This is a genomic window from Bacillus cereus group sp. MYBKT111-2 (assembly GCF_051915205.1).
In the GTDB taxonomy this organism is placed as follows: domain Bacteria; phylum Bacillota; class Bacilli; order Bacillales; family Bacillaceae_G; genus Bacillus_A; species Bacillus_A paranthracis.
Genome location: NZ_JBQAEG010000005.1, coordinates 94808 through 119616 on the forward strand (window position 1 = coordinate 94808; position 24809 = coordinate 119616).

The window sequence follows — 24809 nt, forward strand, 5'->3', positions numbered from 1 at the left end:
TTAGGGATCTCCCTATCGTTACTATCCCATAAAAAATTTTTTATTTATTTTCAGGAAAACCATTGACAATGATAATGATAACCATTATCATTTATTACGAAGCCAACAATTGATGAATCAACCAAACGCTCAGTAACATTGTTACCCCTCTTTTTCATATAGAAAGGCACTGTACATTCCCCCTGTTTGTACAGTGCCTTTCTTGTTTATTATCACTCAAACAAATTTAATTGCTCAGGCTTTGGCTCACCATATGTAATGTTCATCATTTTCATAAGCTGTTTCGCATTATCAGCTGCATCTCCGCCTGAATTATTGTTAAATAATACGTATATGTCCTTTGTCTTCTTTTTTAATTGTTCTAGTCTTTCTACCCATTCTTCTAATTCTTTATTGTTGTAGCGATATAAGCAACGAACCGCTCTCCAATTTTCCCCTTTATCAAGCCAGCCATGAACATTTCGGCCATGAAAACGTATTAACACCATCTCTGCATTCGTTACTTCTAATACGAGTGGTACTGAACCTATTCCTGCCTGTGGCTCATCACAAATTGTATGAATCCATTTTTCTTGCTCTAGAAACTGTAACGTCTTATCTCTCATTTCTGGATAAAACCATGTTTGATTTCGAAATTCTATTGCACACGGCAAACCTTCCATTTTTTCTTTCGTATATCGAAGAAAATCTACATTTTTCTTTTTACAATCAAACCATGGTGGATATTGAAATAAAATCGTTTTTAATTTACCAGCTTCAATTAAAGGAAGAATAGATTGTTTATATACATCAAACATCTCATCGAACGTAGAAAAAGGAACTTCACCTTTCATATGTCCTGTCATTCCTTGATATGCTTTGACGATAAAAGAAAAATCTTTCGGTGTTTCCATTGCCCATTTTGTATAGTTTCGTGCAGGTTGCATCGCATAAAATGAACTATCCACTTCTACTATAGGGAAATACTCACTATATGTTCGTAATTTATTTCTATTTTCATAGGGGTCTATATATAAAGAATCATGATCTCCCCACCCTGTTACTCCAATGAAAAGCAAATATATTCCTCCCTTTTTAACTTCACCTACTATCCATTCTACTCACTTCCTGAACACTTCGACCAATCAATTTCATTAAGTAGTCCCTTCTTTAAGAGTATCCGTATAAAAATATGATATACTAGATGGAAGAATTTTTAAATTGAGGGGTTATTTATTTATGCTTCCAAAAGATGATATTGTGTCTCATGAAAAACGAATAGAAGAATTAGAAAATAAAGTACGTTTTTATGAAGAACTTGTGAATCAATTACCACATCATTTCACATATAAAAATCCACAGATTGGTTTACAAATAAAGAAAACGAGATCAACTCATTCTATTCAAAACATACAAAAAGAGAATAAAGAGGCTGATTTTCAGCTTACTTGCGATTCATTATTTTTATTTAAACAACTTGAAACATACTTTGTTCATATTTTTGATGCTTTTTCACATCATGTAACCTTTGTTGATAATAAAGGAAATATAACTTTATGTAATCAGGCTGCGGCAGATGATTTTGGTGTAGTACGAAATGATATAATCGGAAAGCCAATTCAACAATTACTAAAATTACCTGAAGAAAAAATTAAAGCTCTTGAAACATTAAGAACAGGCACAGAAATATATAATGAAGAAGTTTTAGACAAAAACTATGGTATTTTAAATAACCGAATTATTCGTGATTATAACGGAGAAATTTTTAGAGTTATTAGTGTCTTTCATTATTTAAACACAGAACGTGATGCAGAAAAATTTTCGTTAGCAGGGCGAATCGCAGCTGGTATTGCACATGAAGTCCGTAATCCTCTTACAACCGTACGAGGTTATTTACAATTTTTACAAGAAACTGTTTCTCCATCTAATAAAGAACTATTTAAAAACTTACTTATTCCTGAATTAGATCGCGCAAATAGTATCATTACAAAATTTTTATCTATTTCAAAAACACGTGAATTTACAAGAGAACCCTTTCAAATTAATACATTTTTACGTGAGTATATTCAACAGTTACTAGCTAGCGAAGTCTTTTTACATAACATTTCAATTAATTATAATTTTTCTACCGAATTAGATGATATTTTAGTTCATATTGATCGTCATGAACTTGTGCAAGTTTTTTTAAACTTATTCCAGAACGCTGTCGATGCTCAAGGGGAAAAAAAACTTTCTATCCAAATTACTAGTTACCGCCTAGATAATTTTGTTCGTATTACTTTCACTGATAATGGGACTGGTATTCCATCAGCGATTCAAGAATATATCTTTGATCCATTCTTCTCAACAAAAGATTCCGGTACAGGACTCGGCTTGGCAGTAACGAAAAAAATTATTCAAAATCATAACGGTACATTAAAAATGACTAGTAATGAAGATGGTACTACTTTTACTATTTCAATTCCAATCTTACCTAAAACAGCCCTTGAAAGATTAAATCAAGACAAATAAAATCCAATCCACGAACTGCATGTCAATTGTTAAATCCCTTAACAATTGACATGCAGTTTTTTATGTTGAACTTTTCTTCTTTACATTATATGAAACCTTCTCTATATCTTACTTATTTGTTTGCCAAGCGGGCCAATTTCTTATTTTTTTAGAAATGGTAGTTTGTCCATCACGAATTCAGTATAAATTTCATTTTAATATATAGTAATGACTATTGATTCTATGAAAGAAAGGAATGAAAAGATGAACAATAAAAATAAAGGAAAAGTATTTTATGGTAATGACTGTTGCGAAGTCAGAGCTTGTAGTCATATTAACATCTCTAAGTCCGAACTTACAGAATTTGTTAGACTTCTTCAAGCTCTTGGCCAAGCTATTCAAGCTGTCTTTCAAAACCCTTCTCAAAATAATATCGATAACTTAATCGCTGCCCTAAATAACTTACAAAAATTTCTCAATTGCTTAGATTTATCTCCAGCACAAAAACAAATTGGAAATTCTATCATTGCTAATCTATTAACTATTTTAAGAACAACACCTTTCTCATGCGGAGCGTTGTACGTTGAACTACAAAGCCTGCTTAATTATTTATTGTATATCGCTAAGTTATTCAAAGTAGATTGTTGTACGACCGACAAACTAGTTAAACTCATAACAGAGATCCAAGCTATCCTAGTTCAATACGGATCAGGTTGTCTTGGAGGCGGAGGCGCTACCGGTGCTACTGGTGCTACCGGCGCTACTGGCGCTACTGGGCCTCAAGGACCGGCGGGGGCTACTGGTGCTACTGGGCCTCAAGGACCGGCGGGGGCTCAAGGTGCCACTGGACCTCAAGGACCTCAAGGACCTCAAGGCGCTCAAGGACCTGCAGGTGTTCAAGGCGCTACTGGACCTCAAGGGCCTCAAGGTATTCAAGGGCCAGCGGGGGCTACTGGCGCTACTGGTGCTCAAGGACCTCAAGGCGTTCAAGGACCAGCGGGGGCTACTGGCGCTACTGGTGCTCAAGGCGTTCAAGGACCAGCAGGGGCTACTGGCGCTACTGGTGCTCAAGGACCTCAAGGTGTTCAAGGACCAGCGGGGGCTACTGGCGCTACTGGTGCTCAAGGACCTCAAGGCGTTCAAGGGCCAGCAGGGGCTACTGGCGCTACTGGTGCTCAAGGCGTTCAAGGACCAGCAGGGGCTACTGGCGCTACTGGTGCTCAAGGACCTCAAGGTGTTCAAGGGCCAGCAGGGGCTACTGGTGCTCAAGGACCTCAAGGTGTTCAAGGACCAGCGGGGGCTACTGGCGCTACTGGTGCTCAAGGACCTCAAGGCGTTCAAGGGCCTGCAGGGGCTACTGGCGCTACTGGTGCTCAAGGACCAGCAGGCGCTCAAGGTGCTACTGGTGCTCAAGGACCAGCAGGCGCTCAAGGTGCTACTGGTGCTCAAGGACCAGCGGGCGCTCAAGGTGCTACTGGTGCTCAAGGACCAGCGGGCGCTCAAGGTGCTACTGGTGCTCAAGGACCGGCGGGCGCAACAGGTGCTACTGGTGCTCAAGGACCAGCAGGCGCTCAAGGTGCTACTGGTGCTCAAGGACCGGCGGGCGCAACAGGTGCTACTGGTGCTCAAGGACCGGCAGGCGCTCAAGGTGCTACTGGTGCTCAAGGACCAGCAGGCGCTCAAGGTGCTACTGGACCTCAAGGACCGGCGGGCGCAACAGGTGCTACTGGTGCTCAAGGTGCTACTGGTGCAACCGGACCAGCGGGTACACCAATTCCTGTAACGATCGCGGCAATCGGAAACTCAAATCCACAAACTATATCACCTGGAACAAACCTTCAATTCAATCAAGTGTTTGAATTAACTAATATCTCTTTCAATGATACTTCAGATACTTTAACGATTTTAGAAACAGGCGTATATGATATTAGTTTCTCAGCGTCTACAACTTTCCCAGGGTCTTCACCATTTGGATTCGGTATTTCATTCAATGGTCAACCACCTACTCGTAATTTCTCAACTAACGTTATCGGTAGTGCTGTTTCTTTCTCTACAATTGTTACTTTACAAGCTGGTACAACGATTGCTATACAGCCTACAGCAAACACTATTTCTATTCCTAACACAGGCGATACAACAGCAACACTATCTGTATTCCGAATTTACTAATTTTCGCTTAAGAAGTATATTTATAATAATATGTATCGTTTAACCGTGCATTAAATCTCTCTTTATATAGAAAGGAGCACTTATTTGGGAGGATAAGTGCTCCTTCTTTACGTTTCTTTACCTCAAATTTACTCTATCTTAATCCTTATTTTGTATGATAAATAGTGAAGTCAAAGATATGAAAGAGGGATGAAAATGAGAGTTATGTCACTAATACGCATTTGGTTTGCACTTATGGTATGCATTATTTTATGTGTAGGATTTTTTTTAACTCTAAAATATTCCACTATATCAAAAGCAGAGAGAAAAACTGCTCCATACAAACTTTTGTATACAAAACAAAGCAACATCCCTTATTCCAATTCCACAAATAATGAAAAAAGGGTTATAAAAGGAATGCTTATTACGAAAGCTTCTAGTTCCGAGGCGTTACTCCAAATTGCTGAAACGATTAAAAATCAGTATACAAATAAAAAAATCGATGAAATTACACTTTCTATCCACAATGAAAATAACGGTAATTACGAAGAAGAATTACCTTACGAACCTATTAGTAAAGGCAAAATAATCGTAACATACGATTCCGAATCCTTTGGCAGTACGAATATTGTACTTAACGAGTAATCTCATGTATCTCAACGGATATGGATTAATAGCTAATTAAGATAGACAAAAATCTCTACCGATTAAAATTTTATTTTGTTTTCATACAAAATAAGAGGCGAATTTTTTTATTCGCCTCTTTCTTTTACCAAAATGAAGGAATCCATTCTTTCACTTTATCAAGCCACTCTTGTTGCTCTTGTTTTCGTTGTTGTTCCTCTTCTTTCCTTCTCTTCTCTTCTTCTTTTCTTCGTTTTTCCTCTTCTATTGTAGTCAATTGTTTTTTATAATCAGCCTCAGATATGAGCGATAACTGAAATGCTTTTTGAGCTGGATTTGCGTTCGCTTTTTTCATAATATCCCGGAACATTGTCGTCGTAATTTGACTACCACCCGGAACATAATGATCGCTATCGGTTTTATCATATCCTACCCAAATCGCACCTACTAAATCTGGTGTGTATCCAACAAACCATGAATCCTTTGCACCGGTGCTCGGGCCATTTACAATTTGAGTAGTTCCTGTCTTACCTGCCGTATCAACATTATTAACTTTTGCCTTTTCGCCCGTTCCCTTTTCGACAACACCTTTTAATAAATATGTCATTTTTTGAGAAACTTTCTCACTCGTCACTCGTGTCTCTTTCTTATACCACTTTCCAAGCGTTTCACCTTCAGCATTTTGTATCTCCCTAATTGCATGAGCTTCCACTTGGACTCCGTCATTTGCAAATGTACTGTATGCTTGAGCCATTACAAATGGAGATGTCCCCACATGCATACCGCCTAAAGCAATCGGATACGTACGATCTTCTGGCACTAATGGAATACCAAATCGCTCTAAAGATTTCAATCCTTTATCTAATCCAATTTGTTCTAATAGCCACACAGCTGAAACATTATACGACTTTGCTACGGCTTCATACATTGTCACATCACCGTGAAAAGTATGATCGCTATTTTGTGGTTTATATTCTTTAATGTTAAATGGTTCATCTTTTAATATATCGTATACTTCATATCCTTGTTCTAACGCTGGTACATATACAGCCAAAGGTTTTAACGTTGAGCCCGGTTGTCTTTTTAATTGGGTTGCATGGTTAAACTGTAAAAACTGATACGGCCCTCTGCCTCCAACTAAAGCTGGTATACCACCTGTTTTGGGATTCATAAGAACTACACCCGTTTGCATGAGTTGGTCTGAGCCACTATCTTTGAAATAACTATCATTATTCACAACGTCTTCTACGGCCTGTTGTTTTTTCGGGTCAAGCTCTGTATAAATACGATAACCACCTGCTAAAATTTCATTTTGTGTTAATTCGTACTTGTCCATCGCCTCTCTAACAATATAGTCTACATATTGAGAGTATTTTCCCTTGTATTTATCATCAACGCCACGTTTTAACACAAGTCCACTCTCTTTTTCTTTATTATACTGTTCGTCCGAAATATACCCTTGCTCTTTCATTAAACTTAATACGACATTACGTCTTTCAATTGACTTGTTAAAGTTTTTATAAGGTGAATACGCAGATGGTGCTTTAATCAAGCCCGCAATCGTTGCTGCTTCTGAAATTGTTAAATCTTTTACATCTTTATCAAAATAAGATTTAGCTGCTCTTTTTATACCCCAAGCACCTTCACCAAAATAAATTTGGTTCATATACATTTCAATGATTTCATCTTTCGTATACGTACGCTCTATTTTTTTTGTTAAAAAATATTCCTTAATTTTTCGAGAGTATGTGCGGTCTTGTGTCAGAAATACATTTTTCGCAAGTTGTTGTGTAATTGTACTTCCCCCTGCTACAACTTCTCCTGCTGTAATATTTTTAAAAACTGCACTTATAATTCCACTATAGTAAATCCCGTGATGGTTAAAAAATTCCTTATCTTCTACTGCAACAATGGCCTGAACCATAATATCAGGAATATCTTTCTTTTTTACGCCTTCTGTTTTAGAAGAAGCTAATTTAGTCGCAACTTCATTATTTGCATCATAAATTAAGGTCGGCTGCGGAACAGCTTGCTTTAATTCAGATATGTCTTGAATAGAAATTATTATATTTATAGCAATAAATAGAGTAGCGAGCAAACTTCCTAATACAATTAATGAATTACGAAGCTTCTTCCTCTTGTTGAACCACTCCTGCATTTTTTTTAAGTGAGTGTTCTTCAATTTCATTCGTTCACTTCCTTCGTTTGTTTACACTCTTCTTTTCAAAAGGAAGAATATACCTCCTTTTAAATTTATTATAATAACGTAGTCTTTCCTGTAGTGTAAAGCTTTTCTTTCACATTCATACTTTTTGCAAGAAAAGGACATTCTACAAGTAAGATATTCAATATTGATTATTAATATTATTAATACAACAATAAGAGTTATGTTAAGTTTTTGTAAACTTTTCGATAAAATGTTTTAAAAAACGACAGTTTTTTGTTAGAATTGACTAGCCAATATATTTTACATATATTACTTTTGTGGGGGTAACTAATAATGGTCTTTAAATCAAAAAAAGATAAATTTTCTGAAATGTTAATGAATGTTTCCGAAAATTTAAAAGAAGGCGCGCAGTTTTTCGTGGAGTATAAAATTAAAAATGCTAGCGATTTAAAAGAGTTTTCTATGCGCATGAAAGAGTATGAGTCAAAAGGTGACTCATTTATTCACGAAATCATTATGGAGCTAAATAAAGCGTTTATTACTCCTATTGAACGTGAGGACATCCTACAGCTTGCAATGAGTATGGATGATGTATTAGACGGATTAGATCATAGTGCTGGTCTATTCGAAATGTATTCTATTACAGAAGCTGATGAATACATGATTAAATTCGTAGAAGCAATTAATCAATGTGCGATTGAAATTGCAAACTCTGTTGAATTAATGTCTAACAAAAAATTAGTCGACATTCGTACAAATGCGATTAAGATTAAAGATTATGAATCACAATGTGATGATATTCGCCGTCACGCGATTAAGCACTTATTCTCTCGTGAAAAAGATCCAATTAAGATCATTCAATACAAAGAGATTTACGAAGAGCTTGAAGAAGTAGCGGATAGCTGCCAAAGCGTTGCAAACGTATTAGAAACAATTATTATGAAGAACGCGTAAGGAGTTTGATCATGGATACACTCTTGATACTGACCGTTTTAGTAGTCATTTGCGCTTTAGCTTTTGACTTTATTAATGGATTTCACGATACAGCAAACGCTATTGCAACGGCTGTTTCAACGAAAGCTCTAAAGCCTAGACATGCAATTATTATGGCAGCTATTATGAACTTTTTAGGTGCGATGACATTTACAGGTGTAGCAAAAACGATTACGAAAGATATCGTTGATCCGTTCGCTTTACAAAATGGTTCTCTTGTAATTTTAGCCGCTTTACTTGCGGCAATAGCATGGAATTTGATTACTTGGTACTACGGTATTCCAAGTAGTTCTTCGCATGCAATCATTGGCTCCATCGCAGGTGCAGCTATCGCTGCTGCTGGTTTTAGTTCATTAAACTTTAAAGGATTCATAAAAATTATTGAAGCTTTAATCATTTCACCAATTATCGCATTTGTTATTGGTTATATCGTATACAGTATTTTTAAAGTCGTCTTTAAAAACTTTAATTTAACGAAGACGAACAAAAACTTCCGTATATTCCAGATTTTCACTGCTGCATTACAAGCTTATACACATGGTACGAATGATGCGCAAAAAGCAATGGGAATTATTACAATGGCTCTTATGGCGAATAGTTATCATACTTCTAGCGACATTCCGTTCTGGGTACAATTATCTTGTGCCATTGCAATGGGTCTTGGTACTTCTGTCGGCGGATGGAAAATTATTAAAACTGTCGGTGGACAAATTATGAAAATTCGTCCTGTAAATGGTGTAGCTGCTGATTTATCATCATCTCTTGTTATTTTCGGGGCAACATTCATTCACTTACCAGTTAGTACGACGCACGTTATCTCCTCTTCTATTTTAGGGGTTGGTGCTTCTCATCGTGTAAAAGGTGTAAAATGGGGAACTGCAAAACGCATGTTAATTACTTGGGTTATTACACTTCCTATTTCAGCTTCATTAGCTGCTTTATTTTATTCTTTATTGCACTTAATCTTTTAATTAAAAGTCGTCTTCCTTATTTTTCTAGGAAGACGACTTTTTTGTGAACAAAGCTTTTTCTCATGAAAAAGCGTGTATAATAATTAGTGGATAAGTTATATAGAGGAGTTGGCAATTTTGGAATACATCATGTTACTTTTCATCGGGCTAATCGCCGGGACAGTCGGGAGTCTAGTCGGACTTGGCGGCGGAATTATTATTGTTCCGTTATTAATCGGATTACATAGCCTGTCACCACAACTTGCAGTAGGAACTTCAATGGTAACAGTCGTTTTTACGGGACTATCTTCCACCCTTACTTATATGAAGCATAAACGAGTAGATTACAAAAGTGGACTTATTTTATTTATCGGGAGTGGCCCTGGTGGTATCATCGGCTCGTGGGCGAATAAATTTTTAAACCAAGATACATTTTCTTTATATTTTGGGATTTTTCTTATTTTTGTCTCCATTCTTCTTATGTTACGAGACAAATTAAAACCCCTTTCTTTATCAAATATGACTGTAATCAAGCGCTCTTTTACAGATAACGAAGGAAACACTGTACACTATCAATTCCCACCGCTTCTCGCTATCTTTATCGCCTTTATAGTTGGTTTTATATCTGGATTATTTGGAATTGGTGGCGGTGCTTTACTTGTTCCAGCAATGATGCTACTTTTTGCATTCCCAGCACATATTGCTGTAGCAACTTCGATGTTTATCGTATTTCTATCAGCAATTGTAAGTTCTGCAACTCACATCTCCCTTGGAAATGTCAGCTGGATTTACGCATTAATTCTTATTCCTGGTGCATGGATTGGTGGAAAAATCGGGGCATATATTAATACAAAATTAAGCGGTAACGCCGTAATTAATTTATTGCGTATCACATTAATTATTCTTGGGACTAGATTAATCATTACTTCTTTTTTATAACGCGTTCTTTTTAGAATGCGTTTTTTTTATACACATGAATATAAAAATCCTCCTAAGAGAACAAATAAAATTAGACAAACACATAATAACATGTAATTGGAAATATGTACTTTCTTCACGTTGACCACTCCTATGACTGCGACTGTTATCTTTATGATAGCGAAAAAATAATTCAGTTGCAGTTACAAAGTGCTAACAATGCAAAATCATTTATTACAAATTTTATCCTTATATTTCATTTCTTTGTATATTCTATCGGTTTAATAAAAAAAGATGTCATATTGACATCTTTTTTAATGAAGAAGTGACCATCCCATAAAATCTTCATGTACTTGGCACGCCCTCTTATCGTTTCGATCATATAATTCAGCATAACTATCTGTTTCTTCATCATAAGCCATCGTATAAATAATTTGGCCGTCTACTTCAACGGATAACACGACTCCACCTTTCATCTCTTCTACATGAATGATGGCATTCGCTGGAATTCTCATATCCGTCATTTTTATCGCATCTAACAATATACTAAACCCCCTACAGCGTATTCATTGCTAGTACTATTACACACTAAATAGTATACTACTGTAATAGCATATATTTCGTCAATGAAATTGCTGTTGTAAAGTATATTATCTTTATACATATACGCTAAAATAAAAGAAATAGAGATGTTTAAATGGGGGGCTAACATTGATTTTACACAAAGGAGATGTACTATTCCGTCAAGGTGAGGACGGTCCTTTATATTTTATAAAAACAGGTTTATTAAAAGTAGTAAGGTTAGAAGAAAATGGAACACCATTTCTATTCAATATTATCGTTCCAGGAGAAACGATACCTCACCATTCTTTAATTTCACCGAAGGAATATCACGGTACAGCAATCGCTTTAATGAAAACAGAAGTTGAACCTATAATGAGTAATGAATGGTATGATCAACTTCAAGCGGATCCTGCATCATATGCAAATATCGCCATGCAATTACAGTCAAAATTAAGAATGATGCAGCAACGTATCGACCAATTGACGACCGTCTCTCCGAAAGAACGCCTTCATCGCTTACAAGAATGGTTCACACTATATTTAGGTGACATTCCTATATATGAAATATTAACGCAAACTGAAATTGGTCAACTGATCGGTATACGCCGTGAAACAGTAAATCGACTATTACGAGAACAAATAAAAAACGAGGTAAAATAACACCTCGTTTTTTTTGCTTCTTAAAGCTCAATTTATTGTAAACTTGCTGCTGGACCGAAAAATTCATAATGAATATGTTCTTGTTTCACACCTAAATCAGTTAGTACAGCATTTATATGTTTCATAAATGGTATTGGACCACAGAAATAAAACTCTGCTTCAGTTGTCGGAATAATAGTTTGTAACCATTCTCTTTCAACAAAGCCTTCTTTATCAAAGTTCTTCATTTCTAAATCTTTTTCAGTTGGTGCAGAATAACAAGTATATGCTTTAACTTGTTCATATTCATTATCTACTGTCTCAACGTGTTCTTTCATTGCATGTGTATTACTATTTATCGCTGCATGAACAAAACATACATTACGTTTTGAATCTTGTTCAATTAACGTATTTAGCATACTCATCATTGGTGTAATACCTACTCCACCACTAATTAAGACAACTGGTAAAGTTGAATCCATATTTAATACGAAATCTCCTGCTGGTGCACTTACTGGTAACATATCGCCTTCTTTTACATGATCATGTAAGTAATTAGATACTTTCCCATCCGGCGTATCTATACCTTTTTCTTTCTTTACACTAATACGATAATATTCTTTTCCAGGAGCATCTGATAAGCTATATTGACGATTATGTGTATATGTTTCACCTTCGATATTTATTTGAACCGTTACATATTGTCCTGGGATGAATGAAGAAACTTTCCCTCCATCTTCAGGTTTTAAATAAAATGACGTAATAACATCGCTTTCCTTCACTTTTTTAACAACTACAAAGTTACGGAAATCTTTCCATCCACCTTCTTTATGTGCCGCTTCTTCATACATCTCTGCTTCAATGCTAATGAATGCATCAGCAATGACACCATACGCTTCTCCCCATGCGTTTAATACTTCATCAGGTGCACCTGCGACCTCTTTAATTGCACGTAATAAACATGTACCCACAATCGGATAATGCTCTGCTTTAATACCTAAACTTCTATGCTTATGACCAATTTGTTTTACAACTGGAATAATAGCTTCTAAATTATCAATGTACGTTGCAGCTGCATAAACAGCATTCGCTAACGCTTGTTGTTGTCTTCCCTTTTTCTGATTTGTATGGTTGAAAATATTCAATAACTCCGGATGTTCCGAAAATAAAATTTCATAAAATCTCGTTGTAATTTCAACGCCTTTTTCCTGTAATAATGGTACTGTTGACTTTACGATTTCAATTGTTTTTTCACTTAACATTGTATCCCACTCCTCTATTTCCTTAACTGTTTTTAGTTTAACTGAATTGTATAATACAGATTGTGATTTTAATCACTATTAACACGGTGTTTTTGTGAAAAATATATGAACATTGAACTTACAAAATAAAATAAGCCAACTAGAATGCTAGCTCGCTTATTATTTAGACTGTATCGCTTGTTCAATTACCCTTATATCTTTCCCATCTCCAACTTCTGTATACCCCCAGATGTTCGTTTCACCCCTATATTTATTTACAATAATGTCTAAGTCATGGTATACGCGATGTGCATACACTACATACTCAATATTTTGGAGCTCCACACCTTTTTTTACAATTTCATAGCTTCTATTTACATCACGTTTTATTTTTTCATTCTTTATGTCTGTATGTATATTTTTTAACGATGATTCTTGTTGTTGAAACCATTGTTTAAATTGGTTCCAGTCCCCTTCTGTATAATTCTCTGCTTTGCCATAATTTAAGAAATTATTATAACTTTCATGTGTCATACGAATAAAATCTAGTACTTTTGTCTCTTCTTGCACATCTTCTATTTCAGCTGTTGTACTTACCTCAGCGGGCTTATTCGCATAATGTAATAATACTTTCATAAGACTATAGCTCGCAATGATCATTACGATAATAATCACGAATACATTTAACAATTTCTTCATATACAGAACTCCTTCTCTACTAAAGATATTACAATGTATGACTATACTTGTAACATTCTCTCGTAGAAATATAATTCCTGTATAAATTCTTCCTATCATTTCGACAATATTCTTTTATACATTTCTCGTTGGCAAATGTTCTTGTAAAACAATATATCCTTCATAAGCTGCGTAGCCAAGTATAGCCATTAATCCGATATAACAAGCAAATACCGTCCATTTCGTTTTTGTATCCACTTTATAGTAGTTTTCCTGTTGTCTCTTTTCCGCATCCCATTCCTCTAATTTTCTTTCTGACATTTCAAATGCTTCTCTTATATGAATGGTATGTGTTTCTTTTTCATCTTCATACGGGACGTAATCCAGTGGCTCAAACTTCGGTAACAAATACTCTAACACTTGAATCTTTTGAAATTCTCCTGTTTTTAATTCTTTCTCTCTTTCTTTTTGCCTTAATACATTTATTTCATGTTGCATCATATATATATTTCGATGCACAGCACCAGTTTCTTTTAACTCCTCTTCAAGCCTTGCAACATATTCTTTCATTCCATCAATTTTATATCCTAATTCCTTAATTGGCTCATCTCTTTTTATTACTCTATACAATTCCATACAGCCGATAATAACAATAAACCCTCCCAAAATACTTTTAAAATAAATTGAATACCCAAGTAATAAAACAAGCCCCGCTCCCCAAATTTTCGTACTTACAACTGAAATAATCCGTCCCCCGTCTAACGGAGAAACCGGAATTAAATTAAAGAAATTAATCATACTTCCGAGTAAAATAATGAGCGTCCAAAACGGCTCTTTCGTTATCATATAAAGTGGAATAGCCGGTAAAAATGAAAGTAATCCGAAAAGAGGTCCCATATAGGCAATATATGCTTCATCTTTTGCATTTTTAGGCATCTCTTTCATCCCAATAAGAGCGCCCATAAATGGAATAAATATTGCTGGCGATGTTGGTATACCTTTTCTTTTCGCAGCCCATAAATGGCCCATTTCATGAATAAACAACAAATAAATGAGCGCTACCCCAAATTTCCAACCATATATAACCGCGTACGCACCAAGTGATAGAAACATACTAAATACCGTTGAAAACTTTGCTAATTTAAAAATTGCAAATACCCACTTTAACTTAGAAAGTAAAAATAGCCCTATTGCAACAAGAATTCCCCATAATCCTTTTTTATTATTTTTCATATTCCTCTCCTTTATCTTTCATTAATGAATCATATACATTCATCAAAGCTTGTTCTTTTCTCTATTATGACATATTTTTTTCTATTGTTAGAAATAATGTTTATATAATCCATTTTTAGCCAAAAATATAAATAAAAGGAGGTGCACACAATTGAATTTACAATCTCTCATAATAGGCGCTCTATCGTTTTTAGCTTCAACTCTTATTTTTTATACCGTTAGTTACGTATTATTAATAGATTTGTTGCCCAATCACGTATTTATTGCCCTTATCATCCTTTCCGCTCTTATGATTTCTTTCCTTATTACACGAAAATCAATGAATGAGCCATCTGCAAAAGCAAAGTAATAGAGAGGGGCGTCCCCTCTCTATTATCATTTCCTAGGAAAGTACATATAAAATTGACAAATTTTTATTCACCCCAATCCGTAAGGACTAAATAAAGATTCACTTTATCTTTGTAAATTCATTTTTTCACCATACTCTTTAACAATTTGAATAATATTTTGAAAAACACCTATTTTTTCTTGTTTACTATTTAATATTTTTAAATCATAATTTTTATAATATGTTTCTAATGACTTTAATTGTGATTCTGAAGCACCTTGTACCGGAACAGTAGCATGCAATTCATACTGTTTATATCCTTCCTTTACCTTTTCTCCTAAGATTTTTTCACTCTCTTTTGCTCCAATTAATTTTTGAACTTTTTCTGGAAAAATAACCTGCAAATAGTATTTTTGTTCCTTCTCTAACTTGTTGTATAGTGATTGTGAAATCGTATACCGTACTGTATAATTCACTTTTTGATAGCCCGCTTTAATATGAAACGCGGTAATCTGCAAATCTTTTTTCGTTACTTCCGTTAAAGGACCTACTTGTATCTCACCTTCTTTTTGTTCTGATACATTTGGAAATATAGCCAAAAGCTTTTCTGTATCTTTTTTATCCAGCATATACATAGCTTTCTTATGTTGTATCCATCCTCGTCTATCCTCTCCTCTTAGCCATGCATAATATGTTTCCTTTTTCCCATCTCTACTAATTTGTATTTCATATTCAGGTTCACCGAAGCTACCTGTTATTTCTTGTTTTTCAGCTTTATCTATAATGTCTATTACTACATTAGCTTCAGATTCCTGTAACTTTTTCTCTTTATCTTTTTTTTGTATAACGGTTACCTCTATTGTTTCTTTCACTTCATTCACCGTCTCTTCCACTTTTTTTGTTTCTTTTTTTTGCTCAACTTGACTACAAGATGCTAGTAACATAGCAAATAACAACAATACATATTTCCTTTTCAACTGAATCCTCCTTTTACAATAAGAAATTCTTATAATCTTCATATAAAAAACAAAAACGTGACACACTATAAAATACGCTATACTAAGCATTGAAAGGAGGTCTTTTTCATGCCCATTAATTTTCACGATGCAAATAATAAATACACATACGCACAGCGAAACGCCCATATTTCTTGGAGAGAAATGATAAAAAATATTACAGACATACAAAACAAAAGAATAATTGATATCGGCTGTGGTGGCGGGATTTATACGAAAGAACTTGCTCTTATGGGAGCAAAAAGTGTTGTTGGGCTTGATTTTTCAAAAGAAATATTACAAGCTGCAAAAGAAAACTGTAGTGGATTTTCAAATATTTCATTCATTCACGGTGATGCACATAGTACTCCATATCCTAACGATACATTCGACATTGTTATTTCGCGTGCGGTTATTCATCATTTGCAAGACATTCCTACATTTCTACGTGAAGCTTCTCGTATATTAAAGAAAAACGGTGTACTTATTGTACAAGACCGAACCATTGAAGATTGTACAATTCCTGGAAGCCCTGAACACATTCGTGGATATTTTTTCTCTATATTTCCGAAACTTATCGAAATAGAATCAAAAAGACGACCAAAAACCACCACGATACAACAAGAATTACAAAAATATTTTCTTCACGTGTTCCCCACTCAAACACAATGGGAAGTACGAAAAATACATGAGTCTGTCGAAGCATTATTGCAAGATTTATCCCCCCGAACAGGTCGATCCATTCTATACGAATTAACAGATTATGAACTTTCTCAACTTCTACAACAAGTACAGACTGCCTTACAAAACGTCTCTCCTATTATCGAAAGGGATCGGTGGACCATTTGGAGCGCCATGAAGTTGTAAGGAAGGAAGCCTCACAAAATAATGTGAGGCTTCCTTCTTTCATAATCTAATTTTGCAACACTCTTGATACCCTCCACTTCTGGCCTGTGCACTTCCACACTTCGGACATACTAAATATCTAGACTGATTTGTCAACAAACTACCTTTTTGAAAGAGTAAAACTTCTGCTTGTTTAAACGAACGCGAATAATATAACCACATAAAACCAATTATAGCAATAATGCCAAATAATACTCCCATCGCAAGCATTCCAGTCACCTCTTTTGGTTTGTTCTTTCCAGCAAGTGGATTGTTGTATTATTCTCTGTAAATTCAAATAATCCCTTCTTTACTCCTATAAATATCAACTTTCTCTATAATTTTTACAATTCTCCGCAAATTTTTACTTCTGTTTTACAATTCAATTTACATCAACTATTCATTTCAAAACAAATAACATTTCCGCATATATATATTTTATTAAAAAATATATTGACTTTCTAAAAAAAAAATGTAACAATACTGTCAGAATACTTGAATAAAAATTCATTGACGAGAACGAGTACGTTATAGAACTGTTCCCCAGAGAGTTGGCGATTTGCTGAAAGCCAACGTTCAGTGCGTAGCCGAAAATCATCTCCGAGAAGTAGAACCGAATGTTATAGTAAGTTCTTACCGGCTGTCCCCCGTTACAAGGAACACGTATCATGTTGTACGTTGCAAAGCCGTATACATATAGAATTATTTCTACATGTATAAATTAGGGTGGTATCGCGGGTAAATATAACTCGTCCCTTTCTTTAGGGACGAGTTTTTTGTGTTCTTACAAATGAATTTTAAAAAAGGAGGAAAAACAATGAACACTGTATCAAAAAAACATATTTTTTTCACGGGTCTTATGCTATTTTCTTTATTTTTTGGGGCAGGTAATTTAATTTTCCCTCCCATGCTTGGACAAAATGCAGGTGAAAACTTTTGGCCGGCAATGATTGGATTTTTACTAACAGGAGTCGGTTTACCACTACTAACAGTTATCGCAATTTCTTTATCAGGAAATGGTATGCAACAACTTGCAAGTCATGTTCACCCATTATTCGGAATATTCTTTACGGTAGTTGTATACATCGCCATTGGCCCTTCTATGGGTATTCCACGCGTTGCAAATGTCGCTTATGAAATGGGCGCTAGTTCTTTCTTACCAGAAACGATTCGCTCTAGCAACCTCGTACTTTTTGTATATACAATCATCTTCTTTGCTATCGTATATTGGCTGAGTTTGAATCCATCTAAACTTGTAGATCGTATTGGAAATATATTAACACCTATTTTATTACTCTCTATTTTCTTATTATTTGTTAAAAGTGTATTTACACCACTTGGACAATCCGGACCTGCAATGCAAGAGTATCAAACTTCTCCGATTTTCAAAGGCTTTATGGAAGGATACTTAACGATGGATACCATTTCAGCACTTGCATTTGGAATTATCGTTGTAAATACCATTCGCTCTAAAGGTGTAAAGGATCGTAAATCCATTGCCATCGCAACAGCCAAAGCTGGACTTATTGCTGCTACTGGCCTCGTACTTGTATATGGTGCGCTTGGCTGGCTCGGTGCAACTAGCGTCTCGCTCGGATATGCAAAGAATGGTGGACAATTACTTACTGTGATCGTACAACAATTATTCGGTCCATATGGTCTACTTTTATTATCTCTTATCGTTACACTCGCTTGCTTAACAACATGTGTTGGACTTGTATCTGCATGTAGTCAATATTTCTCGACATTATTGACTAAATTTTCATACAAAACGTTCGCAAGTATCATTTGTGTATTGGGATTATTAGTTGCCAACTTAGGTTTAACAAAAATCATTTCCATCTCTGTTCCAATTCTACTCGTTGTATATCCAGTTGCGATTGTACTTGTTCTACTATCGTTACTTCATAAATATTTTGGTGGATATCGTTCTGTTTATGTAGGTGCTTTAATTGGAGCAGCTATAGTGAGCGTATTTGATGGATTAAAACAAGGGGGTATTTCAGTTTCATTTATCACATCATATTTTGAATTTATCCCTTTATATAATGAAGGCATAGGCTGGCTAATACCTGCATTATCCGGAGCTCTTATTGGCCTTGCAATCGCTAAGCTAAGTGGCGCGAAAAAAGTTCCCTTACTAACCGAATCTCGTGAAGTAAAAGCATCCTAAAAAAACTCCCAAAAGGGAGTTTTTTACTTTTGATAAGCAGTATGATTAAAACTGCTTATTTTATACGCTTTCGTATAATAGTCGATATTTGTATCCACTGTTTCTACTTTGACAACATCGTAGCACTCTTCTTGCTTTATTAAAAATAAATAGTACTCTTCTGTCGCCTCAACAATTGCAATTTTATCTGTTTCAACATTATATTGTTCACAAAGCGCTTGTAATGCGTTCACATAATCCCCTAATTTTTTTGATTTATCCATGCCAAATATCGTTTGAACTAGCATATACATTCTCCCCTTTGTATGTACTGTTAACAACTAAATGATAACGCTTACATTTATTAGCGTCAATAAAAAGATTTTGTACAAACTAATAACCAGTGGGGATCACCCCACTGGTTAAAATTTCACTTTATCATTTCGTCAATTGATGTCGAAAAGCATAAATAACCGCCTGTGTCCGGTCACTTACATTTAGCTTATTTAATATATTGCTCACATGTGTCTTTACTGTTTTGAGGGCAATAAACAACTCGTCTGCAATCTCTTGATTACTTTTCCCCTCTGCAATTAATAACAAAATTTCAGACTCTCTTTCTGTTAACTCCTCATGCAAAGGTTGTTCTTTCTTCTGACGCATACGAGACATCATTTTACCAGTAACTTTCGGCTCTAATACCGTTTCTCCATCATAAGTAGCTCGTACAGCGTCTGCTATATCACTCGCTCTTGATGTTTTTAATAAATAACTTGTCGCTCCGGCCTCAATAACAGGATACAATTTCTCATCATCTAAAAAGCTCGTTACAACTACAATTTTTGCTTCTGGCCATTCTTGAATAATAGCACGTGTTGCTTCAACACCATCCATCTCATCCATGACAAGGTCCATCAAAATAATATCCGGCCTTAATTGCAAAGCTAACTCTGAACCTTTTCTTCCATTTTCAGCTTCTCCAACTACTTCAATATCTGGCTGCGTTGATAAATATGCTGATACACCCATTCGAACCATTTCATGATCATCCACTAGTAATACTTTAATCATGATTCTCCCCCTCTCTCAATCATAATCGGTACTTTTACTTCTATTTGTGTACCTTTATTCGGAAAACTAAGTACCTTTAATGTCCCACCAATTTCATGAACACGCTCTTGTATTGACCTTAATCCGTAAGAACCAGCCTTATTCACTCCTACTTTAAAACCTACACCATCATCAATAATTTTCAATATTGCATATTGATCAATTTTTCGAAGACGCACTTCCGTTTTCTTTGCCTTCGCATGACGTAAAGTGTTAGATAGCGCCTCTTGTACAATGCGGAATAAGTGATCTTCTACACCTTTTTTTAATTGAATCGGTTCAATTAACCATTCAATTTTCATATGTTGCTTTCTAGATAGTTCTGTTAATAATTCTTCTATACCTTCTGTTAGTTTCTTACCTTCTAACTGTACTGGGCGTAAATGAAGAAGCAATGCTCTCATCTCTGATTGTGCATTTACAACCATATTTTCAACGAGCTGTAACTGCTTTTTCGTCGTTTCTGGAAATTCAGCTACTTGTTCATTAATAGCCGACATCATCATCGACATTGCAAAAAGCTGCTGACTTACAGAATCATGCAGCTCCCTCGCCAATCGATGCCTTTCTTGGGAAATCGCTTCTTGTCTCATCTCTTCATTCCAATGAGCTCGTTCATTCGTTACTTTTTGAAAGAGTCCAGCTTGCTCCTCTAATCGACGAGCCAGACCGATTACTTTTCGTTCCACTTCATGAAATTCATCATCTGCAGTAAACGAAACATCGCTTGGAAAATTCCCTCGCTCCACTTCAAATAGAAACGTATTTAACCCTTGTATACGCTGCTCTATATAGTAACCGATTGCATATCCTACAATTCCCCCGATAAGTAAACTTGTAGTCATAATAAACAAGCCAATTGGAACAGAAGCGATGGATTCCTTCCATAATAAATCATATACTTGTTGCTCACTTTTCCATACATATACAATTGTACAAATGAGTGCGATACTAACTGAGGACAACATAGAATAACGAATATACATCCACGAAATATTTTTTTGTTTCTTCATTATACTTTCCTCACTTCCGTATCGCCTACGACAAGCGAAGAAATAATTTTAATACGACGAGGAGCCTCTTTATACTGCTCTGTTCTAAATGTAACATTGCGGTTAAACCCTGTCTCCTCATGACCTGGCAAGAGCACACGTCCGACAATAACAGAATGATTTAAAGACAGTTCAATATCATATGGCACATATAAACGAATATTACCAACGACACCCCGAATAACAATTACCGTTTCTCCTTCTGGAATCATGGCAGTTGTTAAATCTATTTCCACATCACAAGCACCATATTGAACATTTATATCCTCAAGTTCATAAATATGATCCATCATTCGTACATTGCCTACAAACATATTTTTCAAATATGGTTCTGTACGATATATTTGCTTCTCTTCGTCTATAATCCCTTTTTCTTTAATTTCAACCTTCATTGCCTTTTGCTTATGTCCTTGTTGAATCAATTGATAACCAATTAAAGCTAAACAAGCAAATACGACAAGAACAAATGCTGCTGATGAAAATAAGAAGAATAAAAATACGATACCACCAATAAATAAAAATACATTTCCCCGTACATAACGATTCTTTTTACGATAATGTCTTCCAAACATAAGCATAATAAATGCAAAAATGAGACCACCTGGTTCAAAATGTCCAAGTATCATATCAAGAAAAAGACCGAATCCAAATATGATGAGGAGCATCCCCATTAATTGTGTCTTTGAAAAATGTTTCTTCATTTCAGCTCCCCCCTTCTTGTCACATATACATAGAAGAAAAGGCATTGCTTTCCAACACCTTTTCTCCTATCACTATATCATAAGCCTGTTTTATAATATACTACTATTATTTTGTTAACTCTTTCGTTAACGATACATCATTCTTTTCTTTCATTTCACGCTCAAGCTTTGCAATTTTCATATCAAATGTGTCACGTTCATGCTCCTCATTCATACGAGTTTCTAAGTCACGAATATGCTCTTCAATTTCCTCAAAGCGTAAGAATGGATTATTTTCATCCATTTTATGCATCGCAGTATTCATACGACGATTTGCATGTGCCATATTTTCACGTGCCATTAATTCCATACGTTTTGCGTGCATTTCTTTTAATTTATTTTTCATTTCAGAAAGACGACGCTCTAACTCATCGATTTGCTCTACAACACCTGCATACATTTCTTCTAATCGAGTTACTTGCCCTTCATAGTAAGCTACTTCTTCTAATGCACGCTCATGTAGTTGTAATTCGCCTGCTTCTTGCGCGATAAGCGCTTGCTTTGATCTTTTATTTACGAAATAACGAGCTTGCTCAAGCTCACGGGCAAAGTTAGATTTTAATGTTTTATGACGCTGAATTAACTTCTCAATTTTTGTTATTTCACGCTCACTATCACGTAAATATTGGTTTAACATAGCAATTGGATTTTTTCTTTCTTTCTCATCTAACACATTATGAAAATCTGCTAAAATTGCATCGCGTACACGTCCGAATAAAGATTGTTTCATTATAATCTTCCTCTCTTCTACTTTATAAATTTGATTGATTTTATATTAGTTTTTCATTAACTTGTTCCACTCATCTTCAAAGTTGCTATATGGTTTAGAACTTTCTGGAGCAGAATCAACAACTACATCTTTTTCTTTTTTCCACTCACGGTATCCGTAGTATAAAACTACTAATGCTGCAATACCAATTAATGCTGGGGAATGAGAAAGGGCGATGGACAAGCCGATCAAACCAACAATACCCCAAGCTAACTTTCCAAAAAATGATTGTGCTCGCACAAATGATTTATAGCTCCAGTACACAACTCCTGCTCCGATTGCGAATCCTACAATACCAGCAAGACTACCAAGAGCAATTAAAGCTAAAATACCAGCCGCGATAAACGCTAGAAATTGTTTCATCTTGTGCTTGCCTCCCTTCGATTTGATACTCTTATCTTAACTATTTTTTCTTTTTTCCATAACGAGCTTAAGAACCGTTTTTAACTCAGACTTAAGACCGAGTTGCATTCAGCCTTTTGTAAAAACATACGGTAACATGGGATCATTCACTCTTTTCCCGCACATAAAAAGCCGTACAGAGAACATTCTCTGTACGGCTTTCGTTACTTTTCATACACTTCATTTTTATTATGCTGTTTTATGATACTCTTTCTTTTCCGCTACTTTAGAAAACCTCGGGAAACCAATTAATATAGAAATGATTCCACATACTCCAACTAAAATCGGATAAAACGCATATGGTAACAATTCAATTGGAGATAACGCCGCAAATCCTGCTGCCGTTAACATTTGTGCACCATACGGAATTAATCCTTGCACACAGCATGAGAAAAGATCTAATACACTCGCTGATTTACGAGGATCAATTTCATATTGATCTGCAATGTTTTTTGCAAGTGGACCTGTAAAGATAATAGAAATTGTATTATTTGCTGTACACATATTCGTCATCCCTACTAAACCAGCGATACCGAACTCTGCTCCTTTTTTAGAACGAATGTTACGCGTTAAAAGATTCATTAAATATTGAATACCACCATTATATTGGATCAATTCAACCATACCGCCAATTAAAATAGCGAGTAATACTAACTCCATCATGCCGCCCATTCCAGTCGTTACACTTTTAAAGAAGCTCTCTAACGTGTAACTTCCATCTAAAAGACCGATAACCCCAGATAGTACAGTTCCACCAGTTAATACAATAAGTACATTCCAACCAAGTAGCGCTGTAATAAGTACTCCTGCATACGGTAAAATCTTTATCAAGTCAAAGCTATGCGCTTTAACTTGCGTGTCGCTTCCTAAAGTAAGAATTACTAATAGTACAATTGTAATAATAGCCGCTGGTAATACAATTAAAAAGTTCGTTTTAAACTTATCTTTCATTTCTGTTCCTTGTGAACGTACAGCTGCGATTGTTGTATCTGAAATAAATGATAAATTATCACCAAACATCGCCCCGCCAACAACGGTAGCCATTGCAAGCGCAATGGAGATATCAGTTTGCCCACTAATACCTACAGCAATCGGTGCTAATGCGGCAATTGTTCCCATTGAAGTTCCCATTGCTAATGAAATAAATGCCCCTATAACAAAAATTCCAGCTATAATAAATCCTTGCGGTAAAATTGATAACGCTAAGTTAACTGTAGAATCAACGCCGCCCATCCCTTTTGCCGTTTCAGAAAATGCTCCTGCAAGTACAAAGATTAGAACCATAATCATAATATCTGGGTTTCCTGCACCTTTAGCAAATCTTTCTACTTTTACATGAAAGCTTTCTTTACGATTCATCGCTAAAGCGACTCCTACAGCAATGGAAATCGCTACAAGTATCGGCAATTTATAAAAATCACCTGTAATAATTCCAGAACCTATAAATAGCGCCAAAAATATCCCAAGTGGTAATAAAGCTAAACCATTTCCTCTCGTTTCTTTCAAAGTACCATCTCTCCCTAGTTTCAACCTTTTTTCTAATGAATAACAAAAGACCTCTTCCAACGAGAAGAGGTCTTATACATCTATAAGAAACGCTCTTCTCATCTTTCAAGCACATGCTTGCTGGATTTGGCACAGCACTCTAAAATCGAGTCCGCTGCCGAGGCATCGTAGGGCCAGTCCCTCCGCCTCTCTTTATAAGAAGGTTTCATATTTATTTTTTAATAATAATTTCTTCCCTAACTTTAC

General features: G+C 35.5%; 25 protein-coding genes, 1 riboswitch and 1 other annotated feature. Of the genes, 10 read left to right on the top strand and 15 right to left on the bottom strand.

Going from position 1 to position 24809, the window contains the following annotated elements; all coding sequences use genetic code 11:
* Positions 1-212: 212 nt before the first annotated feature.
* Complete coding sequence (locus tag ACTFNE_RS15690) at positions 213-1058, bottom strand: DUF72 domain-containing protein (protein ID WP_046197251.1); 846 nt, start codon at positions 1056-1058, stop codon at positions 213-215.
* A gap of 160 nt (positions 1059-1218) precedes the next feature.
* On the opposite strand from ACTFNE_RS15690, the gene ACTFNE_RS15695 reads away from it, so the two are divergent.
* The 3 genes from ACTFNE_RS15695 to ACTFNE_RS15705 all read left to right on the top strand — a co-directional run bounded on the left by ACTFNE_RS15695 (position 1219) and on the right by ACTFNE_RS15705 (position 5262).
* Complete coding sequence (locus ACTFNE_RS15695) at positions 1219-2490, top strand: PAS domain-containing sensor histidine kinase (protein WP_270706036.1); 1272 nt, start codon at positions 1219-1221, stop codon at positions 2488-2490.
* 243 nt (positions 2491-2733) lie between these two features.
* On the top strand, positions 2734-4638 hold the full coding sequence (locus ACTFNE_RS15700; RefSeq protein ID WP_439998166.1) for a Gly-Xaa-Xaa repeat protein: 1905 nt from the start codon (positions 2734-2736) through the stop codon (positions 4636-4638).
* A gap of 195 nt (positions 4639-4833) precedes the next feature.
* Positions 4834-5262: a hypothetical protein gene (locus ACTFNE_RS15705; RefSeq protein WP_001265565.1), complete on the top strand. Its 429-nt coding sequence runs from the start codon at positions 4834-4836 to the stop codon at positions 5260-5262.
* Between the two features lie 124 nt (positions 5263-5386).
* On the opposite strand, the gene ACTFNE_RS15710 is transcribed toward ACTFNE_RS15705, so the two are convergent.
* Positions 5387-7429 (bottom strand): transglycosylase domain-containing protein, encoded by a 2043-nt coding sequence (locus tag ACTFNE_RS15710; protein WP_000769281.1) that lies wholly within the window; start codon positions 7427-7429, stop codon positions 5387-5389.
* 312 nt (positions 7430-7741) lie between these two features.
* Here ACTFNE_RS15710 and ACTFNE_RS15715 point away from each other — a divergent pair, with 312 nt between their 5' ends.
* The 3 genes from ACTFNE_RS15715 to ACTFNE_RS15725 all read left to right on the top strand — a co-directional run bounded on the left by ACTFNE_RS15715 (position 7742) and on the right by ACTFNE_RS15725 (position 10290).
* A complete protein-coding gene (locus ACTFNE_RS15715; RefSeq protein WP_000231448.1) occupies positions 7742-8362 on the top strand; it encodes a DUF47 domain-containing protein in 621 nt (206 codons plus the stop codon).
* An 11-nt stretch (positions 8363-8373) separates the two neighbouring features.
* Entirely contained in the window at positions 8374-9372 is a 999-nt protein-coding gene (locus tag ACTFNE_RS15720) for an inorganic phosphate transporter (protein WP_000380271.1), read from the top strand.
* A gap of 117 nt (positions 9373-9489) precedes the next feature.
* On the top strand, positions 9490-10290 hold the full coding sequence (locus ACTFNE_RS15725; protein ID WP_000455758.1) for a sulfite exporter TauE/SafE family protein: 801 nt from the start codon (positions 9490-9492) through the stop codon (positions 10288-10290).
* Between the two features lie 293 nt (positions 10291-10583).
* Here ACTFNE_RS15725 and ACTFNE_RS15730 read toward each other — a convergent pair whose 3' ends face one another.
* Entirely contained in the window at positions 10584-10811 is a 228-nt protein-coding gene (locus tag ACTFNE_RS15730) for a hypothetical protein (protein ID WP_000882907.1), read from the bottom strand.
* Between the two features lie 169 nt (positions 10812-10980).
* Here ACTFNE_RS15730 and ACTFNE_RS15735 point away from each other — a divergent pair, with 169 nt between their 5' ends.
* Positions 10981-11493: a Crp/Fnr family transcriptional regulator gene (locus tag ACTFNE_RS15735; RefSeq protein WP_000600590.1), complete on the top strand. Its 513-nt coding sequence runs from the start codon at positions 10981-10983 to the stop codon at positions 11491-11493.
* A 32-nt stretch (positions 11494-11525) separates the two neighbouring features.
* On the opposite strand, the gene hmpA is transcribed toward ACTFNE_RS15735, so the two are convergent.
* From hmpA to ACTFNE_RS15750, 3 genes are all read right to left on the bottom strand, one after another.
* Positions 11526-12734 carry an NO-inducible flavohemoprotein gene (hmpA, locus tag ACTFNE_RS15740; protein ID WP_270706221.1) on the bottom strand — a complete coding sequence of 403 codons (1209 nt, stop codon included), beginning with the start codon at positions 12732-12734 and terminating at the stop codon, positions 11526-11528.
* A gap of 159 nt (positions 12735-12893) precedes the next feature.
* Complete coding sequence (locus tag ACTFNE_RS15745; RefSeq protein ID WP_000735216.1) at positions 12894-13412, bottom strand: hypothetical protein; 519 nt, start codon at positions 13410-13412, stop codon at positions 12894-12896.
* Positions 13413-13526: 114 nt separating this feature from the next.
* The gene (locus tag ACTFNE_RS15750; RefSeq protein WP_439998169.1) at positions 13527-14624 is read right to left on the bottom strand and encodes a site-2 protease family protein; all 1098 of its coding nucleotides are present in this window, start codon (positions 14622-14624) and stop codon (positions 13527-13529) included.
* A 151-nt stretch (positions 14625-14775) separates the two neighbouring features.
* Here ACTFNE_RS15750 and ACTFNE_RS15755 point away from each other — a divergent pair, with 151 nt between their 5' ends.
* Entirely contained in the window at positions 14776-14973 is a 198-nt protein-coding gene (locus tag ACTFNE_RS15755) for a hypothetical protein (RefSeq protein ID WP_046197248.1), read from the top strand.
* A 104-nt stretch (positions 14974-15077) separates the two neighbouring features.
* Here the strand turns inward: ACTFNE_RS15755 and ACTFNE_RS15760 are convergent, their stop codons facing one another.
* On the bottom strand, positions 15078-15929 hold the full coding sequence (locus ACTFNE_RS15760) for a hypothetical protein (RefSeq protein ID WP_270706225.1): 852 nt from the start codon (positions 15927-15929) through the stop codon (positions 15078-15080).
* Between the two features lie 108 nt (positions 15930-16037).
* Between ACTFNE_RS15760 and ACTFNE_RS15765 the strand changes: the two genes are divergently transcribed.
* Entirely contained in the window at positions 16038-16814 is a 777-nt protein-coding gene (locus ACTFNE_RS15765) for a class I SAM-dependent methyltransferase (protein ID WP_001122122.1), read from the top strand.
* 39 nt (positions 16815-16853) lie between these two features.
* Here ACTFNE_RS15765 and ACTFNE_RS15770 read toward each other — a convergent pair whose 3' ends face one another.
* Entirely contained in the window at positions 16854-17063 is a 210-nt protein-coding gene (locus tag ACTFNE_RS15770; RefSeq protein WP_000880630.1) for a hypothetical protein, read from the bottom strand.
* Between the two features lie 270 nt (positions 17064-17333).
* Positions 17334-17592: a binding site (T-box leader), on the top strand.
* Between the two features lie 57 nt (positions 17593-17649).
* On the opposite strand from ACTFNE_RS15770, the gene brnQ3 reads away from it, so the two are divergent.
* Positions 17650-19005 carry a branched-chain amino acid transport system II carrier protein BrnQ3 gene (gene brnQ3, locus ACTFNE_RS15775; RefSeq protein WP_046197246.1) on the top strand — a complete coding sequence of 452 codons (1356 nt, stop codon included), beginning with the start codon at positions 17650-17652 and terminating at the stop codon, positions 19003-19005.
* A gap of 23 nt (positions 19006-19028) precedes the next feature.
* Here the strand turns inward: brnQ3 and ACTFNE_RS15780 are convergent, their stop codons facing one another.
* The 7 genes from ACTFNE_RS15780 to ACTFNE_RS15810 all read right to left on the bottom strand — a co-directional run bounded on the left by ACTFNE_RS15780 (position 19029) and on the right by ACTFNE_RS15810 (position 24563).
* Positions 19029-19298 carry a DUF3992 domain-containing protein gene (locus ACTFNE_RS15780; RefSeq protein ID WP_001997062.1) on the bottom strand — a complete coding sequence of 90 codons (270 nt, stop codon included), beginning with the start codon at positions 19296-19298 and terminating at the stop codon, positions 19029-19031.
* 124 nt (positions 19299-19422) lie between these two features.
* Positions 19423-20055 carry a response regulator gene (locus tag ACTFNE_RS15785; RefSeq protein WP_000598709.1) on the bottom strand — a complete coding sequence of 211 codons (633 nt, stop codon included), beginning with the start codon at positions 20053-20055 and terminating at the stop codon, positions 19423-19425.
* Positions 20052-21107, bottom strand: a complete 1056-nt coding sequence (locus tag ACTFNE_RS15790) for a sensor histidine kinase (protein WP_000744320.1) — start codon at positions 21105-21107, stop codon at positions 20052-20054. Before ACTFNE_RS15790 ends, ACTFNE_RS15785 begins: the two co-directional genes overlap by 4 nt.
* On the bottom strand, positions 21107-21847 hold the full coding sequence (liaF, locus tag ACTFNE_RS15795) for a cell wall-active antibiotics response protein LiaF (RefSeq protein ID WP_000716087.1): 741 nt from the start codon (positions 21845-21847) through the stop codon (positions 21107-21109). The genes ACTFNE_RS15790 and liaF overlap by 1 nt, the downstream gene beginning before the upstream one ends.
* A 106-nt stretch (positions 21848-21953) precedes the next feature.
* Positions 21954-22616 carry a PspA/IM30 family protein gene (locus tag ACTFNE_RS15800; protein ID WP_000814146.1) on the bottom strand — a complete coding sequence of 221 codons (663 nt, stop codon included), beginning with the start codon at positions 22614-22616 and terminating at the stop codon, positions 21954-21956.
* A gap of 45 nt (positions 22617-22661) precedes the next feature.
* Positions 22662-23018, bottom strand: coding sequence for a lmo0954 family membrane protein (locus tag ACTFNE_RS15805; protein ID WP_000808648.1), 357 nt, complete (start codon positions 23016-23018; stop codon positions 22662-22664).
* A gap of 228 nt (positions 23019-23246) precedes the next feature.
* Positions 23247-24563, bottom strand: a complete 1317-nt coding sequence (locus ACTFNE_RS15810) for a Na+/H+ antiporter NhaC family protein (protein WP_074609402.1) — start codon at positions 24561-24563, stop codon at positions 23247-23249.
* A gap of 95 nt (positions 24564-24658) precedes the next feature.
* A riboswitch (SAM riboswitch) is annotated at positions 24659-24764 on the bottom strand.
* Positions 24765-24809 lie beyond the last annotated feature (45 nt).

Excerpts from the sequence above, each read along its gene's own strand:
- ACTFNE_RS15770 (WP_000880630.1), bottom strand. The coding sequence starts at position 17,063 with ATGCTTGCGATGGGAGTATTATTTGGCATTATTGCTATAATTGGTTTT.
- ACTFNE_RS15765 (WP_001122122.1), top strand. The coding sequence starts at position 16,038 with ATGCCCATTAATTTTCACGATGCAAATAATAAATACACATACGCACAG.
- ACTFNE_RS15710 (WP_000769281.1), bottom strand. The coding sequence starts at position 7,429 with ATGAAATTGAAGAACACTCACTTAAAAAAAATGCAGGAGTGGTTCAAC.
- ACTFNE_RS15790 (WP_000744320.1), bottom strand. The coding sequence starts at position 21,107 with ATGAAGAAACAAAAAAATATTTCGTGGATGTATATTCGTTATTCTATG.
- ACTFNE_RS15800 (WP_000814146.1), bottom strand. The coding sequence starts at position 22,616 with ATGAAACAATCTTTATTCGGACGTGTACGCGATGCAATTTTAGCAGAT.
- ACTFNE_RS15750 (WP_439998169.1), bottom strand. The coding sequence starts at position 14,624 with ATGAAAAATAATAAAAAAGGATTATGGGGAATTCTTGTTGCAATAGGG.
- ACTFNE_RS15695 (WP_270706036.1), top strand. The coding sequence starts at position 1,219 with ATGCTTCCAAAAGATGATATTGTGTCTCATGAAAAACGAATAGAAGAA.
- hmpA (WP_270706221.1), bottom strand. The coding sequence starts at position 12,734 with ATGTTAAGTGAAAAAACAATTGAAATCGTAAAGTCAACAGTACCATTA.
- ACTFNE_RS15715 (WP_000231448.1), top strand. The coding sequence starts at position 7,742 with ATGGTCTTTAAATCAAAAAAAGATAAATTTTCTGAAATGTTAATGAAT.
- liaF (WP_000716087.1), bottom strand. The coding sequence starts at position 21,847 with ATGAAGAAACATTTTTCAAAGACACAATTAATGGGGATGCTCCTCATC.
- ACTFNE_RS15780 (WP_001997062.1), bottom strand. The coding sequence starts at position 19,298 with ATGTATATGCTAGTTCAAACGATATTTGGCATGGATAAATCAAAAAAA.
- brnQ3 (WP_046197246.1), top strand. The coding sequence starts at position 17,650 with ATGAACACTGTATCAAAAAAACATATTTTTTTCACGGGTCTTATGCTA.
- ACTFNE_RS15705 (WP_001265565.1), top strand. The coding sequence starts at position 4,834 with ATGAGAGTTATGTCACTAATACGCATTTGGTTTGCACTTATGGTATGC.
- ACTFNE_RS15745 (WP_000735216.1), bottom strand. The coding sequence starts at position 13,412 with ATGAAGAAATTGTTAAATGTATTCGTGATTATTATCGTAATGATCATT.
- ACTFNE_RS15785 (WP_000598709.1), bottom strand. The coding sequence starts at position 20,055 with ATGATTAAAGTATTACTAGTGGATGATCATGAAATGGTTCGAATGGGT.
- ACTFNE_RS15805 (WP_000808648.1), bottom strand. The coding sequence starts at position 23,018 with ATGAAACAATTTCTAGCGTTTATCGCGGCTGGTATTTTAGCTTTAATT.
- ACTFNE_RS15720 (WP_000380271.1), top strand. The coding sequence starts at position 8,374 with ATGGATACACTCTTGATACTGACCGTTTTAGTAGTCATTTGCGCTTTA.
- ACTFNE_RS15700 (WP_439998166.1), top strand. The coding sequence starts at position 2,734 with ATGAACAATAAAAATAAAGGAAAAGTATTTTATGGTAATGACTGTTGC.